Origin of the sequence: Streptomyces sp. NPDC091289 (assembly GCF_044757365.1) — a bacterium.
In the GTDB taxonomy this organism is placed as follows: Bacteria; Actinomycetota; Actinomycetes; order Streptomycetales; family Streptomycetaceae; genus Streptomyces.
In genome coordinates, this window is record NZ_JBIVUT010000038.1 from 36093 (window position 1) to 50397 (window position 14305).

General features: G+C 72.7%; 10 protein-coding genes. 2 read left to right on the forward strand and 8 right to left on the reverse strand.

The window, feature by feature from the left end; genetic code table 11:
• Positions 1 to 11: 11 nt before the first annotated feature.
• Together ACIQPT_RS35755 and ACIQPT_RS35760 are read right to left on the reverse strand one after the other, a co-directional pair.
• Positions 12 to 323 carry a hypothetical protein gene (locus tag ACIQPT_RS35755; protein WP_401162274.1) on the reverse strand — a complete coding sequence of 104 codons (312 nt, stop codon included), beginning with the start codon at positions 321 to 323 and terminating at the stop codon, positions 12 to 14.
• Entirely contained in the window at positions 320 to 1291 is a 972-nt protein-coding gene (locus ACIQPT_RS35760) for an SPFH domain-containing protein (protein WP_401162276.1), read from the reverse strand. The genes ACIQPT_RS35755 and ACIQPT_RS35760 overlap by 4 nt, the downstream gene beginning before the upstream one ends.
• A 239-nt stretch (positions 1292 to 1530) precedes the next feature.
• Here ACIQPT_RS35760 and ACIQPT_RS35765 point away from each other — a divergent pair, with 239 nt between their 5' ends.
• Positions 1531 to 3765 carry a transglycosylase domain-containing protein gene (locus ACIQPT_RS35765; protein WP_401162278.1) on the forward strand — a complete coding sequence of 745 codons (2235 nt, stop codon included), beginning with the start codon at positions 1531 to 1533 and terminating at the stop codon, positions 3763 to 3765.
• 72 nt (positions 3766 to 3837) lie between these two features.
• Here the strand turns inward: ACIQPT_RS35765 and ACIQPT_RS35770 are convergent, their stop codons facing one another.
• The 3 genes from ACIQPT_RS35770 to ACIQPT_RS35780 form a co-directional block, all read right to left on the reverse strand.
• Complete coding sequence (locus ACIQPT_RS35770; protein WP_401162280.1) at positions 3838 to 5748, reverse strand: SpoIIE family protein phosphatase; 1911 nt, start codon at positions 5746 to 5748, stop codon at positions 3838 to 3840.
• Positions 5749 to 6132: 384 nt separating this feature from the next.
• A complete protein-coding gene (locus ACIQPT_RS35775) occupies positions 6133 to 6834 on the reverse strand; it encodes a DUF402 domain-containing protein (RefSeq protein WP_401162282.1) in 702 nt (233 codons plus the stop codon).
• 79 nt (positions 6835 to 6913) lie between these two features.
• The gene (locus tag ACIQPT_RS35780) at positions 6914 to 8329 is read right to left on the reverse strand and encodes a class II fumarate hydratase (RefSeq protein ID WP_401162284.1); all 1416 of its coding nucleotides are present in this window, start codon (positions 8327 to 8329) and stop codon (positions 6914 to 6916) included.
• 106 nt (positions 8330 to 8435) lie between these two features.
• On the opposite strand from ACIQPT_RS35780, the gene ACIQPT_RS35785 reads away from it, so the two are divergent.
• Positions 8436 to 9989, forward strand: coding sequence for a ricin-type beta-trefoil lectin domain protein (locus tag ACIQPT_RS35785; protein ID WP_401162286.1), 1554 nt, complete (start codon positions 8436 to 8438; stop codon positions 9987 to 9989).
• A gap of 101 nt (positions 9990 to 10090) precedes the next feature.
• On the opposite strand, the gene ACIQPT_RS35790 is transcribed toward ACIQPT_RS35785, so the two are convergent.
• Genes ACIQPT_RS35790 through ACIQPT_RS35800 form a run of 3 tightly spaced genes read right to left on the reverse strand, consistent with a single transcriptional unit; the run spans position 10091 to position 14290 of the window.
• The gene (locus tag ACIQPT_RS35790) at positions 10091 to 12673 is read right to left on the reverse strand and encodes an amino acid adenylation domain-containing protein (RefSeq protein ID WP_401162288.1); all 2583 of its coding nucleotides are present in this window, start codon (positions 12671 to 12673) and stop codon (positions 10091 to 10093) included.
• Positions 12674 to 12719: 46 nt separating this feature from the next.
• Entirely contained in the window at positions 12720 to 13568 is an 849-nt protein-coding gene (locus ACIQPT_RS35795; RefSeq protein WP_401162290.1) for a mycofactocin-coupled SDR family oxidoreductase, read from the reverse strand.
• Entirely contained in the window at positions 13565 to 14290 is a 726-nt protein-coding gene (locus tag ACIQPT_RS35800; protein WP_401162291.1) for a thioesterase II family protein, read from the reverse strand. The genes ACIQPT_RS35795 and ACIQPT_RS35800 overlap by 4 nt, the downstream gene beginning before the upstream one ends.
• Between the last annotated feature and the right edge of the window lie 15 nt (positions 14291 to 14305).

The following is a 14305-nucleotide window of genomic DNA, read 5'->3' on the forward strand; positions in this document are numbered from 1 at the left end:
GGGGAGCGCCCTTACGGAGTGCTCCGGGCGTCGGGACCGGGCGGGGATCCGGGCGGGGATCCGGGCGGGGTCCCGGGCTCCTCCGGCGGCTGTTTGGGGGGCCGTCCCCGGCGGGCGATGGGTCGCGCCGCCCCCGGCAGCCGGCCCGCCTCCGCGAGCGCCCGCCGCAGCAGGAACTCGATCTGCGCGTTGGCGCTGCGCAGTTCGTCGGAGGCCCAGCGGGCGAGCGCGTCGTGCACCGCGGGGTCCAGCCGCAGCAGCATCTGCTTGCGCTGTCGCGACCGGGCTGCCGGTGTCCGCCGGGGAGGCGTCGGGTCGGTCACTGGTAGAGGGAGCCCGTGTTGAGGACCGGCTGGGCCGCGCGGTCACCGCACAGCACGACCATCAGATTGCCGACCATGGCCGCCTTCCGCTCGGGGTCCAGCTCCACGATGTCCTGTTCGGCGATCCGGGCCAGGGCCATCTCGACCATGCCCACCGCGCCCTCGACGATCTGCTGGCGGGCCGCGACGACCGCGCCGGCCTGCTGGCGCTGGAGCATCGCGGAGGCGATCTCGGGGGCGTACGCGAGGTGGCTGAAGCGCGACTCGATGATCAGGACGCCCGCGGCCTTCACCCGGGCGGTCAGCTCGACGGCGAGCTTCTCGGTGATCTCCTCCGCGTTGCCGCGCAGCGAGAGGCCGTCCTCCTCGTGGGCGTCGTACGGGTACTCGATGGCGATGTGCCGCACGGCCGCCTCGGTCTGGGTGGCGACGAACTCCAGGAAGTCGTCGACCTCGAAGAGTGCCTGGGCGGTGTCCTCGACCTTCCAGACGACGATCGCGGCCAGCTCGATCGGGTTGCCGTAGGCGTCGTTGACCTTCAGGACGGCGGTCTCGTGGTTGCGGACGCGGGTGGAGATCTTGCGGCTGGAGGTCAGCGGGTTGATCCAGCGCAGCCCGTCGGAGCGGATGGTGCCGACGTACCGGCCGAAGAGCTGGATCACCCGGGCCTCGCCCGGAGCGACCATCTTCACACCGCTCATGCAGAAGAACGAGGTGATCACGAGGAGCACCCCGAGGATGAAGAGCGGGACGCCGACCGCATTGTTACCTCCGGCCCCGATCACCCCGCCGACGATGGCGAGGCCGATCCCCGCGAACACCCCGAGCACCGTCAGAAGCAGTCCGACGCCGCCCGGTATGGAGTGCGCCGTGACCTCCCTGACCTGCGGTGCGGGCATGTCGGGTGCGTCGATCGTCAGGCCCTCCGCCGCGGTCTCCGGTCGGTGGTCGTCGTGCTGTCCGGTCATGGGATCCCCCGTTCGGCGCGGTCTCGCACCGCGCTAGCAATGTGATTACACATTAATGGTTCTCGCAACCTTGTCCACCCCTGAGGAGTCGGTTCCTAGGGAATGGGTGCTGATTGTCACGTCCGTAAAAGACCGGATCGCTTGCCTTTTGTCCCTGTCGGCGGTGTTAGCTGGCAGGTCTGAGCGAACTGAGGAAACCGAGCGAGCCGGTCGAGCAGAGAAGCGGGAGCAACACACCAATGGGTCGAGCGGATGCGCGACGAGCCCAGGCGCAGGAGTCGCGCCGGGCGCCGAAGAGCGGCGGCATACGCAGACTCTTCACGTGGAAGAAGCTGCTGGGCACGTTCTTCGGGATCGTCCTGCTGGGCATGGGCGCCTTCGGAGCGCTCTATCTGTACGTCGACGTCCCCGCCGCCGCCAACGCCATGGCGGAGCGGCAGAGCAACGTCTACAAGTACAGCGACGGCACGGTCCTCGCCCGGACCGGCAAGGGCGTCAACCGCCAGATCGTCGACCTGGAAGAGGTGCCGAAGAAGGTGCAGCACGCCTTCGTCGCCGCCGAGAACAAGACCTTCTACAAGGACCAGGGCGTCGACCTCAAGGGCACCACCCGCGGCCTGTTCAACACGCTCAGCGGCAAGGGCAAGCAGGGTGGCTCGACCATCACCCAGCAGTACGTGAAGAACTACTACCTGACGCAGGACCCCACCGTGAGCCGCAAGCTCAAGGAACTGGTCATCTCGCTCAAGGTCGACCAGCAGGAGTCCAAGGAGACGATCCTCGCCGGGTACATCAACACCGCCTACTACGGACGCGGCGCGAGCGGCATCCAGGCGGCGGCCCAGGCGTACTACGGCATCGACGCCCAGGACCTGAACGTCACCCAGGGCGCCTATCTCGCCTCCCTCCTCCAGGCCCCCAGCCAGTACGACTGGGCCACCGCCACCGACACCGGCAAGAAGCTGGTCAAGGACCGCTGGGCCTACACGCTGAGGAACATGGTCGAGATGGGCTGGCTCACGGAGTCCGAGCGCGCCCAGCAGGAGTTCCCCGTCCCGAAGAAGCCCAAGCCCGCCCCGGGCATGGAGGGCCAGACCGGCTATCTCGTCGAGGCCGCCAACAAGGAGCTGGAGAAGCAGGGCGTCTCCGCCGCGGACCGCGAGGCCGGCGGCTGGACGTTCACGCTCACCGTCGACAAGAAGCGCCAGAAGGCGCTGGAGAAGTCGGTGGACGACCAGCTGGAGTCCAAGCTCGACCGCGAGGGCAACAAGATCGACGCCACCGTCCAGGCCGGGGCCACCTCCGTCGACCCGAAGACCGGCAAGGTCGTCGCGCTGTACGGCGGCGAGGACTACGTCAAGCACTACATCAGCAACGCCACCCGCCAGGACTACCAGCCCGCCTCCACCTTCAAGCCGCTGGTGCTCGCCTCCGCCCTGGAGAACGAGTCGAAGACCCAGGACGGCAGCCTGATCGGGCTCAACACCATCTACGACGGCACGAGCAAGCGGCCCGTCGTCGGCAGCGACACCCCGTTCAACCCGCAGAACGAGGACGACCGCAGCTACGGGCCGATCTCCGTCCAGAAGGCGATGAACAGCTCGGTCAACTCCGTCTTCGCGCAGATGATCGTGGACGTGACGCCCGCCGCCACCAAGGAGACCGCGCTCGCCCTCGGCGTACCGGACAACAACTTCCCCGAGCGCCCCGCCGTCTCGCTCGGCACCATGAACGCCTCGACCTGGGACATGGCCGGCGCGTACGCCACGCTCGACAACCACGGTCAGAAGGTCACCCCGCACATCCTCCAGTCCGCCGAGCACCGCGACCGCACGGTGAACCCCGAGAAGCCCAAGCGGGAGCAGGCCATCAGCCGCGCCTCGGCCGACACCGTGACCAAGGCGCTCACCGGGGTCGTCGACGCCGGGTCCGGCAGTGCGGCCAACACCTCCGCCTACGACGCGGCGGGCAAGACCGGCACCTCCGAGGACAACAAGTCCGCCTGGTTCGCCGGATACACCCCGGAGCTGACCACGGTCGTGGCCCTCTTCGGCGAGGGCGACGGCGGCCGCAAGCAGGTCTCCCTGACCGGTACGGCCAACTCCGGCCGCGCCAACGGCGGCGGCTTCCCGGCCAGGATCTGGGCCGACTACACCCTCGGCGCCCTCGGCGGCGGGTCGGACAAGACGTTCGACCTTGAGGACGTGGAGCGCGGCGAGGTGCCCGCCCCGCCGACGCCGTCCGACACCCCGTCCGACGACCCCACCCCGTCCGAGGACCCGACCCCGTCGGACACGCCCTCCGAGACGCCGAGCGAGACGCCCAGCGAGGACCCGACCACGCCGGCCCCGCCCACCAGCAGCGCCCCGCCCGTCACCCCGCCTCCCACGACCCCGGAGATCCCGCCGCTGCCCGGGGACGGCGACGGCCAGCCGGGCGAACGGCCCGGCGGCAACGGACAGGCCGGACAGTGAGCGCCTGAACGCATGAGCGCATGAGTGAGGGGCGGACCCGGCCGGGTCCGCCCCTCACGGCTTCGTGCCGCCCTACTGCCCCCGGGGCGCCATCTCGAACCAGACGACCTTGCCCGTCGACAGACGCGTCGCGCCCCACCGCCGGGCCAGCCGGTTGACCAGGAACAGCCCGCGGCCGCCCTCGTCCGTCTCCCGCGCCCGGCGCTGCCTCGGCAGCTGCGGGGAGTCGTCGCCGACCTCGCACCGCAGGATGTCGGTCCGCAGCAGCCGCAGCGCCACCGGCCGCTCCGCATAGCGCACGGCATTGGTGACGACCTCGCTGACCAGCAGCTCCACCTCGTCGGCCAGCTCCTCGAGACCCCAGCGGTCCAGCGCCCGCCGGGCCAGCCGGCGCGCCCGGCGCGGGGCCGCGTCCTCCGGTTCCAGATACCAGTACGCCACATCGCTCGGGGCGATCCCGTCGAAGCGGGCGGCGAGCAGCGCGATGTCGTCGTCCCGGTCACCCGGGCCCAGCATGTCCAGCACGTCGTCGCACAGGGCCTCCAGCGGAGGCGCGTGGTCCGGGCCGGTGAGCTGCGCGGTCGCCGCAAGGCGCTCCCGCAGCTGCTCGATGCCCGTCCATACGTCCCGCAGCCGCGACTCCACCAGACCGTCGGTGTAGAGGAGCAGCGTGGCACCGGCCGGGGCGTCCAGCTCGACGGCCTCGAAGTCGACGCCGCCCACCCCGATCGGGGCGCCCGGCGGCACCCGCAGCACTTCGGCCCGCCCGCCCAGATGCAGCAGCACGGGCGGCGGGTGGCCGGCGTTGGCGATGGTGATCCGGTGCGCGACCGGGTCGTACACCGCGTACAGGCAGGTCGCCATCCGGTCGCTGCCCAGGCGCTGCGCCTGTTCGTCCAGGTGGTGCAGCACCTCCTGCGGCGGCAGGTCGAGCTGCGCCAGGGTCTGCGCCGTCGTCCGGAGCTGGCCCATGATCGCCGCCGAGGTCATGGAGTGCCCCATCACATCGCCGACGACCAGCGCGACCCGGCTGCCGGGCAGCGGGATCGCGTCGTACCAGTCGCCGCCGACCCGGGCCGTCTCGGCCGCCGGGAGGTAGCGCGAGGCGAGGCGTACGCCGGTGGGCTGGGGGAGCGAGTCGGGCAGCATCGTGCGCTGCAGCTCGTCGGCGATGTAGGCCTCGCGCCCGTACAGCACGGCCTTGTCGATGCCGAGCGCGGTGTGCGTCGCGAGCTGCGCCGCGACCAGAAGATCACTGGCCTCGAACGGGGTGCGCTCGGTGCCGCGTACGAAGACGGCCGCGCCGATGACCCGGCGGCGGCCGCGCAGCGGGGCCAGGATCGCCCGGTGCCCGGTGGGCACGGACCGGCCGGGGCCGAGCAGCTCCGGCAGGGCCGCCCGGGCCGCCGCGGAGTCGCCGAACACCGGCCGCACCCCGCGCAGCACCTCGGCCAGCGCACCGCCCGCCCGCACCTCGCACAGCTCGGCGGCGGGCATCAGGTCGGCCTGCGGGTCCAGGACCAGCGGACGCAGCCGCTCCGTCTCGGAACCGGCCGCCGCATCGCCGCCCTCCTCGTCGCTGACGCGCAGCCGGTCGCTGCGCCGCAGCCGCAGCACGAACGGGCTCACCGGCCGCTCGTCGCCCACCGGCAGCGGGTCGCGCAGATAGACCAGGATCGCGTCGGAGAACGTCGGCACGCTGGCCCGGCACAGGCCGAGGACGATCTCGTCCAGGTCTATGCCCCGGGCGATCCGCCGGGTCGCCGCGCCGACGAAGCGCAGCCGGTCGCCCTCGCGGCGGGTGGCCGCCTGCGCGTCGGCGACGGCGGCCGCTCCTGGACCCGGGTTCGGCGCGGCGGCCGGAGCCGGTACCGCGGCAGCGGCGGCCGCGGCCGCGGCGTCCTGCTGCCGGGGCCGGGTGCGCTCCTGCTGCCGGGCCGCCAGTGGCTGCCGGCCTTCGTGGGAGGTGGGGTGCTCCGTCACGCGTGGGATTCCGTCCGTCCGGGCCGGTTGTATGAGGCAGTCACCTCGTGGGGCGCTACTGTGCCCCGGCAAGCGCGGGAAGAACAACGGCTGTCACCGGATGCCCCCGATGAAGGGGCCGAAACCGAGCGCCGCGGAGATGGCCGACAGGCGACCCCTCCGGCGACGGACGCGGCGAGCGGGCAGCGGACAGCGTGCACGTCTCCACCCCCTCGTAGTGGCTCCCGCGACCGAGCGGAACGTCCGGGTCCGTGGCCCGTCCCTCCGCACGACCGGTGTGATGACTTGTGGTCAGTTCCGGTGTGGTGCCCGCTGGTTGCGGCGATCAGCCCTCCGTGTGCCCGGACCTGCCGACCGGACCGCCCGAAGGGTCTCTCCAGGGTCTCACGACGGCATACGGGCAGGGGTGCGGTCCCAGTCATCCGGCAGCGGCGGCACCTGCCACCGCGGATCGGGCCGCCAGTGCTCCCAGCCGTCCCGGAACGGCGACCCCCAGCCCGTGATCACCTCGACCGCCGCCAGGCCCGCCTCCCGGACCCGCCGCGCGGTCCGCCGGTCCATCAGACCGACGTGCTGAGCCTGCGCGAACTCGTCCTCGTCGAGCCATTTCCAGCTCCGGTCGGGGTTCACGGAGATGTCGAGAAAGTGATCCTCGGAATCCACCCCTCCGGACCACCGGGTGAGGGGCTCCTCCAGGTTCACGTACCAGTTGCGGAACATCCAGCCCCGGTCCCAGAACAGCCACACCGACCACGGGTCCCCCGGCCGGGCCAGCTTCAGCACCCCGGAGCCGAACCACGTCGAGCGGGCCGTGGTGCGCGGCGCGGTGTAGCGGGTGGCCAGCGGCTCGGCGTGCACCTGGGTGCCGTCGGCCAGCACCGGCCGCACACATTCGGTGCCGGGCGCCATCCAGACGGCCAGCAGCTCGTCGGTGTCCTGGACGACGGTCACCGGACGGCAGATGTGCACGGGCGGGGCGCCGGCCGTCCGGTGGGCCCGGCCGTTGTCGCGGTAGCGCCAGAGGATCCGGTCCCCCGGCGCCCAGCGCGCGCACTCTCCCGTACCTGCCCTGTCCGTACCTGTCATGGAGAGATCTTACGGAGCGCTCCCACCGGCCCGCTGCGACTCAGGTCACCCGGTGGTCACCGGGCGCCCCGCCCGTCGTTCACGGACGCGTCATCCGCAGCACGTCCAGCGCCTCGTCGAGCTGCTCCAGCGTCAGATCGCCGCGCTCCACATAGCCCGAGGCCAGGACCGTCTCGCGGATCGTCGTCCCGTCCTTGAGGGACTTCTTGGCGACCTTCGCCGCCTCCTCGTAGCCGATGTACTTGTTGAGCGGGGTCACCACGGACGGCGAGGACTCGGCGTAGGCGCGGGCCCGCTCCACGTCGGCGGTGATGCCGTCGACCGTACGGTCCGCGAGCAGCCGGGAGGCGTTGGCCAGCAGCCGTACGGACTCCAGCAGGTTCTTCGCGATGACCGGGAGCATCACGTTCAGCTCGAAGTTGCCCGCCGCACCGGCCGTGGCGACCGTCGCGTCGTTGCCGGTGACCTGCGCCGCGACCATCAGGACCGCCTCGGGGATCACCGGGTTGACCTTGCCCGGCATGATCGACGAGCCGGGCTGGAGGTCGGGCAGCGCGATCTCGGCGAGACCGGTGCGCGGGCCCGACGCCATCCATCGCAGGTCGTTGCAGATCTTCGTCAGTGAGACGGCGATGGTCCGCAGCTGGCCCGAGGTCTCCACCAGACCGTCCCGCGCACCCTGCGCCTCGAAGTGGTCGCGGGCCTCGGTGAGCGGCAGCCCGGTGGCGTCCGCGACCTCCGCGATCACGGCCGCGGAGAAGCCGGGCGGGGTGTTGATGCCGGTGCCCACCGCCGTACCGCCCAGCGGCAGTTCGGCGAGCCGGGGCAGGGAGGCGCGCAGCCGCTCCACGCCGTAGCGGATCTGCGCCGCGTAGCCGCCGAACTCCTGGCCGAGGGTGACCGGGGTGGCGTCCATCAGATGCGTACGCCCGGACTTCACGACCTCCGAGAATTCGGCCGATTTCCGCCCCAGGGATTCCGCCAGGTGGTCAAGGGCGGGGATCAGATCGGCGGTGACGGCGGCGGTGGCCGCGATGTGGATGGAGGACGGGAAGACGTCGTTGGAGGACTGCGAGGCGTTCACATGGTCGTTGGGGTGGACCTCGCGGCCGAGGCGCTCGGTGGCGAGGGTGGCGATCACCTCGTTGGTGTTCATGTTGGACGAGGTGCCCGAACCCGTCTGGAACACGTCGACCGGGAAATGCTCGTCCCAGCGGCCCGACGCCACCTCCCCGGCGGCCTCCTGGATCGCGGCGGAGATGTCCGGATCCAGTACCTTCAGCTCGGCGTTGACCTTGGCCGCCGCGCCCTTGATCCGGGCCAGCGCCTCGATGTGCGCCCGCTCCAGACGCTGCCCGGAGACGGGGAAGTTCTCCACCGCCCGCTGGGTCTGCGCGCGCCACTTGGCGTCCGCGGGAACCCGCACCTCACCCATCGAGTCGTGCTCGATCCGGAACCCGGTATCGCCCGACGTGGCACCTGATGTGTCGCCCATGGTGTTTAAACCTCCTGAAAAAGATGAGCACTTCTCTTGTTCTACGTATTCCCAAGTCGCCTACCGGCCAGTAAATACCGGGGGTAACCACTTACCGGGAGGCGCAATGAGGCGCACCAGCACCAGACTTCGAGGGCTCCGAAGCCTTCGCCGGCTCCGCTGTACGGTCGCCGCCACCGTCGCTCTCGCGGCGGCCGTCGGCGGTATGGCCGCCGCCGGACCCGCGGGCGCGACGGAGTCGGGTACCAGCTCTATCGCATCCACCCCTCTCCCGCCCGCACTGGAAGCCGTCCGGGCCGCCGAGGCCACCCAGCTGTACGGGAGCCCCGACGAGCGGCCGCTCGGCGACCGCAAGACCGGGCTGATCTCGCTCGGCGACAGCGAGATCTCCGGCGAGGGCGTCGGCACCTACGACCCCGGCACCAACGGGCCGGACAACTGGTGCCACCGTTCCCCGGAGGCCGCCATCCACCGGACGGGCATCGCGGCGGACGTCACGTACAACGTCTCGTGCTCCGGCGCCTATACCGGGAACATCAAAATCGGCGGAAACCAGCAGTACGCCGACGAGCTCGTGCAGAGCGACAGCCTCGCCATCAAGGCCCGCAACACCCGCATCAAGATGATCGTCCTGGTCGCCGGGGCCAACGACGACCTGCAGTTCGGCCCGGTCATGACCGACTGCGTGGTGCGCTACATCAGCCTCCAGGGCCCCTGCGAGCCGAAGTACGCGGACGGCTGGCAGGCCCGGGTGGACGCCCTGGTCCCCAAGGTCGAGGAGACCGTCCGCGACCTGCGCACCGTCATGACGGACGCCGGGTACGCGAACGACGACTACCAGCTCGTCCTGATGGGCTACCCGAGCCCGATCGGCCCGGACTTCCGCGACAACCCGAAGTTCCCCGGCAAGCTGATCTGCGGCGGACTCGGCTACGACTCCGACACCGTCTGGGGCCGCAACACCGCCGTGCCCGCCTTCCAGGTCGGCATGCGCAAGGCCGCCACCGCCACCGGGGCCACCTACCTCGACAACTCGCGGCTCTTCCACGGCCACGAGGTGTGCACCGAGAACACCTGGGCGCGCGGGCTCTTCATCGACCTGAGCAAGCCGGGCCTGCCCGACGAGAACTCCGTCCGGCAGTCCTTCCACCCCAACGCGGCCGGTCACCGGGCCTTCGCCTCCTGCCTCACCCAGCTGTACGACTCCGGGCTGCGCGAGGCGAGCTGCGCCGACCCGGCGAGCACGGGGAACCCGGTGCTGACGGGGGCGGCCTGGGACGACCTGTTCACCCCGCTGAAGAACGAGGCGACCGGCTCCTGTGTGGACGTGCCCGCCTCGGTCACCCGTAACGGCACGGCCGTCGGCGGCTGGGACTGCCACGGCGGGCGCAACCAGAACTGGTGGTACGACGCCGGTACGCAGACGGCCCGCACCGCGCTCAGCCACGACCGCTGCCTGGACGTGCCGGGCGCGAAGTACGACGCCGGCGCCACGCTCGTCGTGTGGGACTGCTCGGGCGCGGCCAACCAGAAGTTCGTCCAGCAGGCGGGCACGATCCGCCCGGCCGCCGCGACCGGCCTGTGTCTGACGCTGGCGGGGGCCAAGGACCCACTCAGGCTCCAGACGTGCGACGGCGGCGCGAACCAGCGCTTCGTGTAAGCACGGTGGGCGAGGGGGCGGCCGGGGTGTTCCCCGGTCGCCCCTTCGTCATGCCTCCCGCCGCACGCCTTCCGCCCTTCCTCGCGCCTCCCGCCCTTCCTTCACGCCTCCTGGGCCAGCGCCTCGGACAGCGCCCCCAGCGTCGGCGTCAGATACAGCTGACGCAGCGGCACTCCGGGCAGCCCGCGCTCCCGGGCGAGCGTGCCGATCCGGATCGCGTACAGCGAATTGCCGCCCAGGTCCCAGAAGTCGTCGTCCGGGCCGACCGCATCGACGCCGAGCACATCCCGCCAGATGGCGGCGAGGACGGTGACGGCGTCTTCGCCCACGGCTGCGAGAGCTGTGGGAGCTGTGGGAGCTGCGGGAGCTTCGGGAGGTGCGGGCGCTGCGGCAGGGGTCCGGCGGGTGCCGGGCGCGGGCAGCCGGGCCGGGTCCAGTTTGCCGTTCGCGGTGAGGGGGAGGGCCGGCAGCACGGTCACCGTCGCGGGCACCATGTGCGGGGGCAGCAGCCGGGCCGCCCGCTCCCGTACGGGGCCGGGGTCCTCGCCCGCCCCCGGGGCCGGGACCACATACGCGTCGATCCGCACGGCCGCCGCGTCCCCGCCCCCGCCGCCGGTCACGGCGACCGCCGCCGCCGACACCGCCGGGTCCTCCAGCAGCACGTGCCGGATCTCGCCCGGCTCGATCCGGAAGCCCCGCACCTTCACCTGGTCGTCGATCCGGCCCAGGTGTTCCAACGTTCCGTCGGACAGCAGTCGTCCCAGATCACCGCTGCGGTAGAGCCGCCGCCCCGCCGGGTCCAGTACGTCGGGGACGAAGCGTTCGGCGGTCAGGGCGGGCCGGTTCAGATAGCCGAGCGCCACACCCGCCCCGCCCACATGGATCTCCCCGGGCGCACCCGGCGGCACCGGCCGCCCGTGCGCGTCCAGCACCCGCACCGACCAGCCGGGCAGGGCCCGCCCCACCGACCGGGAGCCGGCGAGCGCCTCGCGGCGGGTCACCGTGGCCGCCGTGACATGGACGGTGGTCTCGGTGATCCCGTACATGTTGACCAGCCGGCAGCGGTCCTCCGGGTGCCGGTCGAACCAGTCCAGCAGCGGGCGGGCGTCCAGGGGTTCGCCGCCCAGCACCACCAGCCGCAGGGCGGACAGGTCGCCGCCCGTCCGGTCGGCCGCCGCGAGCTGGGTGAACGCGGAGGGGGTCTGGCTCAGCACGCTCACCCGCTCCCGTACGAGCAGGGCGTGGAAGTCCTCCGGCGCGCGCGTGGTCCAGTGGTCCACGACCACCAGCCGCCCGCCGGTGAGCAGCGCGCCCCAGATCTCCCACACCGAGAAGTCGAACGCCGCCGAGTGGAAGCACGTCCAGGTGTTGTCGGGGGAGAGGCCGAAGTCGTCGCGGACGGCGTCGACCAGAGCCGTGACGTTGGCGTGCGGCACGAGGACCCCCTTGGGGCGGCCGGTCGAGCCCGAGGTGTGGATGACGTAGGCCGGAGCGTCGGCTGTCTGTCGTTGTGCGGCGGGGCGGGGCGGGTGGCCGGTGAGGGCGGCCGGGTCCTCGACGGTCAGCCGGACCCCCGCGTCCCGCGCGGTGCGCTCCCGCCGGTCCGCCGGATGCTCCGGATCCAGCGGTACGTGGACCGCGCCCGCCTTCAGGGCGCCGAGCATCACCGCCACCAGGTCCGTCGAGCGGGGCAGACAGAGGCCGACGAGGTCACCGGGGCGGACACCGTGGGCGTACAGCCCGTCGGCGAACTCCTCGGCCCGGTCGTTCAGTTCGGCGTACGAGAGGGTGGTGGGCCCGGCGGTGAGCGCGGGGGCGTCGGGGCGGGCGACGGCCTGGGCGGCGAAGGCCTCGTCGATACGGAGGGGAGCGGCCGGGGTCGCCTTCGGTGCGACGCCCAGGGTCAGTTGCTCCACCGACTCCGCCTCGCTCAGCGGATCCAGGGCCGAGAGGGGCGTGTTGGGCGGGAGGTTCAGCAACTGCGCTCGTACGCATTCGACCTGGTGCGCCGGTACGGGGAGGGCGTCCGGGGCGTCCGACAGGGCGACGAGATCGCCCTGGTCGCCCTCGGCCGGGTCCGACAGGGCGGTCGGCTCGGTGGCGAGCAGGTCCGCGACCGTGCGGCCGGGCGACAGATCCGCCGCGAACACCGCGTACCCGTCGAGCGCCCCCAGCGCGTACGGCGGCCGGTCCCGGGCCGGTGCGGGGACGGCGACGCGCACGGAGGCCGCGCCGGTGTGCCGCCCGACGGTGAGCGCGAGCGCGGAGGCGTGGAGCCGGGTCTCCTCGTCCAGGCGCAAGTCCCGGGGGAGCGGCCCGTCCAGCGGCGTCACCGCGTCCGCAGCCAGCTCGCCCAGCAGCACCCGGGCGACGAGCCGCAACGCGTGGGCGTCCAGCGCGGATCCGTCGGCGGTCAGGACGACCTCGGGAGCGTGCCCGTCCGCGTACCGCAGCAGCACCGCGCGCAGCCGGTGGCCGGGGGCGACCGGGCGGCGGGCCTCGGCCTCGCGCCGCCGGGCGGCGGCGTCGGATCCGGCCGGTGCGGGCACCCGCTCCGTCCACAGCCGGGGGCGGCGCTCCTCGGGCCACCACAGCTCCGCCGCCGTCGTGAGGGCGACGGCGAGCGCGGTGTCGGTGACGGCCGGCGGCAGGCGGACCGTCAGGGCGTGATGGGCAGGCGGCACGTGCACAACTCCTCGTCCACGGGAAGGGAAGCGGGTGATACGGCTGTCAGCGGGCGGTGAACCCGCCGTCCACGGTGATCACGCTGCCGGTCACCTGCCGGGACGCGTCCGAGGCCAGCCAGAGCACCGCCTCCGCCACATCCCCCGGCTCCACCAGCGCGTTCATCGGCTGGTCCCGGACGAAGGCCGTCTCGTGCCCGGCGACCGGCACCTCCAGCGAGCGGGCGATCTCCGCCAGCATCCGGCCCTCCATCGCCTCGTCGTCCCGCACCGAGCCCGGACACACCGCGTTGACCCGGACCTTCCGGGGCGCGTAGTCCAGGGCCACTGCCTTCGTCAGGCCGACCAGACCGTGCTTGGCCGCGACGTACCCCGCGAAGTGCCGGTAGCCCACCAGGCCCGCCGTCGAGGCGATGTTGACGATCGAACCGGACCCCTGAGCGACCATCCGGCCGCCCACCGCACGGATCGCCCGCCACGCACCGCCCAGATCCACATCGATCATCAACTGCCACTCGGCCTCGGTGATCTCGTGCGCCGGGCGGCCCGAAGGGGCGGCGATCCCCGCGTTGTTGACCAGGACATCGATCTGCCCGAAGCGCTCCTCGGCCGCCTCCGCCACCGACTCCAGCGCCGCCAGGTCCCGGACGTCGGCCTGCCGGGTCAGCACGGCGGACCCCGCCTCGCGGCAGAGGCGCGCGGTGTGTGCGAGCTGCGAGGCCGAGCCGAGCGGATACGGCACCCCGGGCAGCTCGCCCGCCACGTCCAGCAGCACCAGGTCCGCCCCCTCACCGGCGAGGGCCAGCGCACAGGCCCGGCCGAGACCGCGCGCCGCACCCGTGACCAGCGCCGTCCGCCCGGCGAGCCGGCCCCCGCCACCGGTGACGCCGTTCATCGGCCGCGCGCCGCGCGCATCCCGGCGGCCACCAGCTCCAGCAGCTCGCCCGGCCGTTCGGTGAGATACATGTGCCCGCCGTCCAGCTCGGCCACGGTCAGCCCGCCCGTCGTCGCCCGGCCCCACTCGGCCGCCTGCGCCGCCCCGACGAGGGTGTCCTCCCGGCCCCGGACGGATAGGACGGGCACGCCCAACGGCCGGTCGGAGGACGGGGTGTACGACTCGTGGAGCCGGACGTCCGCCCGGAGCGTCGGCAGCAGCAGCTCCCGCATCTCCGGGACCTCCAGCGCCGGGTGGTCGTACCCGGCGAACGTCCGCACCCGGACCGCGAACTCCTCGTCCGGCAGCCCGCCCGCCCGGTCCGTGCGCGGCGTCCAGGGGCCGGGCGAGCCGCTGACGACGAGGGCGTCCAGGCGGGGGGCCGCGCCCGCCCGCTCGATCCGGTGCGCCAGTTCGTACGCGAGGACCGCGCCCATGCTGTGCCCGAACAGCACGACCGGGCCGCCCGCCTCACCCAGCTCCGCCGTCACCTGCGCGTACGCGTCGTCGACGGCCGGGGCCGCCGACGTGTGGGCGGGCTCGGGGAACCGCTTCTCGCGGCCCGGCAGGGACACCGGGAGGATCCGCAGACCCTCCGGCGCCAGTTTCTGCCAGGGCGTGAAGAAGGAGGGGCCCGCCCCGGCGAAGGGCAGGCAGATGAGGACGGTCTCTTCGTCGGCCACGGTCGTTCCTGTTCT

What these genes read in the sequence shown, in the direction of transcription:
- ACIQPT_RS35765 (WP_401162278.1), top strand. Translation starts at nt 1,531, where the DNA reads ATGGGTCGAGCGGATGCGCGACGAGCCCAGGCGCAGGAGTCGCGCCGG.
- ACIQPT_RS35775 (WP_401162282.1), bottom strand. Translation starts at nt 6,834, where the DNA reads ATGACAGGTACGGACAGGGCAGGTACGGGAGAGTGCGCGCGCTGGGCG.
- ACIQPT_RS35795 (WP_401162290.1), bottom strand. Translation starts at nt 13,568, where the DNA reads ATGAACGGCGTCACCGGTGGCGGGGGCCGGCTCGCCGGGCGGACGGCG.
- ACIQPT_RS35785 (WP_401162286.1), top strand. Translation starts at nt 8,436, where the DNA reads ATGAGGCGCACCAGCACCAGACTTCGAGGGCTCCGAAGCCTTCGCCGG.
- ACIQPT_RS35780 (WP_401162284.1), bottom strand. Translation starts at nt 8,329, where the DNA reads ATGGGCGACACATCAGGTGCCACGTCGGGCGATACCGGGTTCCGGATC.
- ACIQPT_RS35760 (WP_401162276.1), bottom strand. Translation starts at nt 1,291, where the DNA reads ATGACCGGACAGCACGACGACCACCGACCGGAGACCGCGGCGGAGGGC.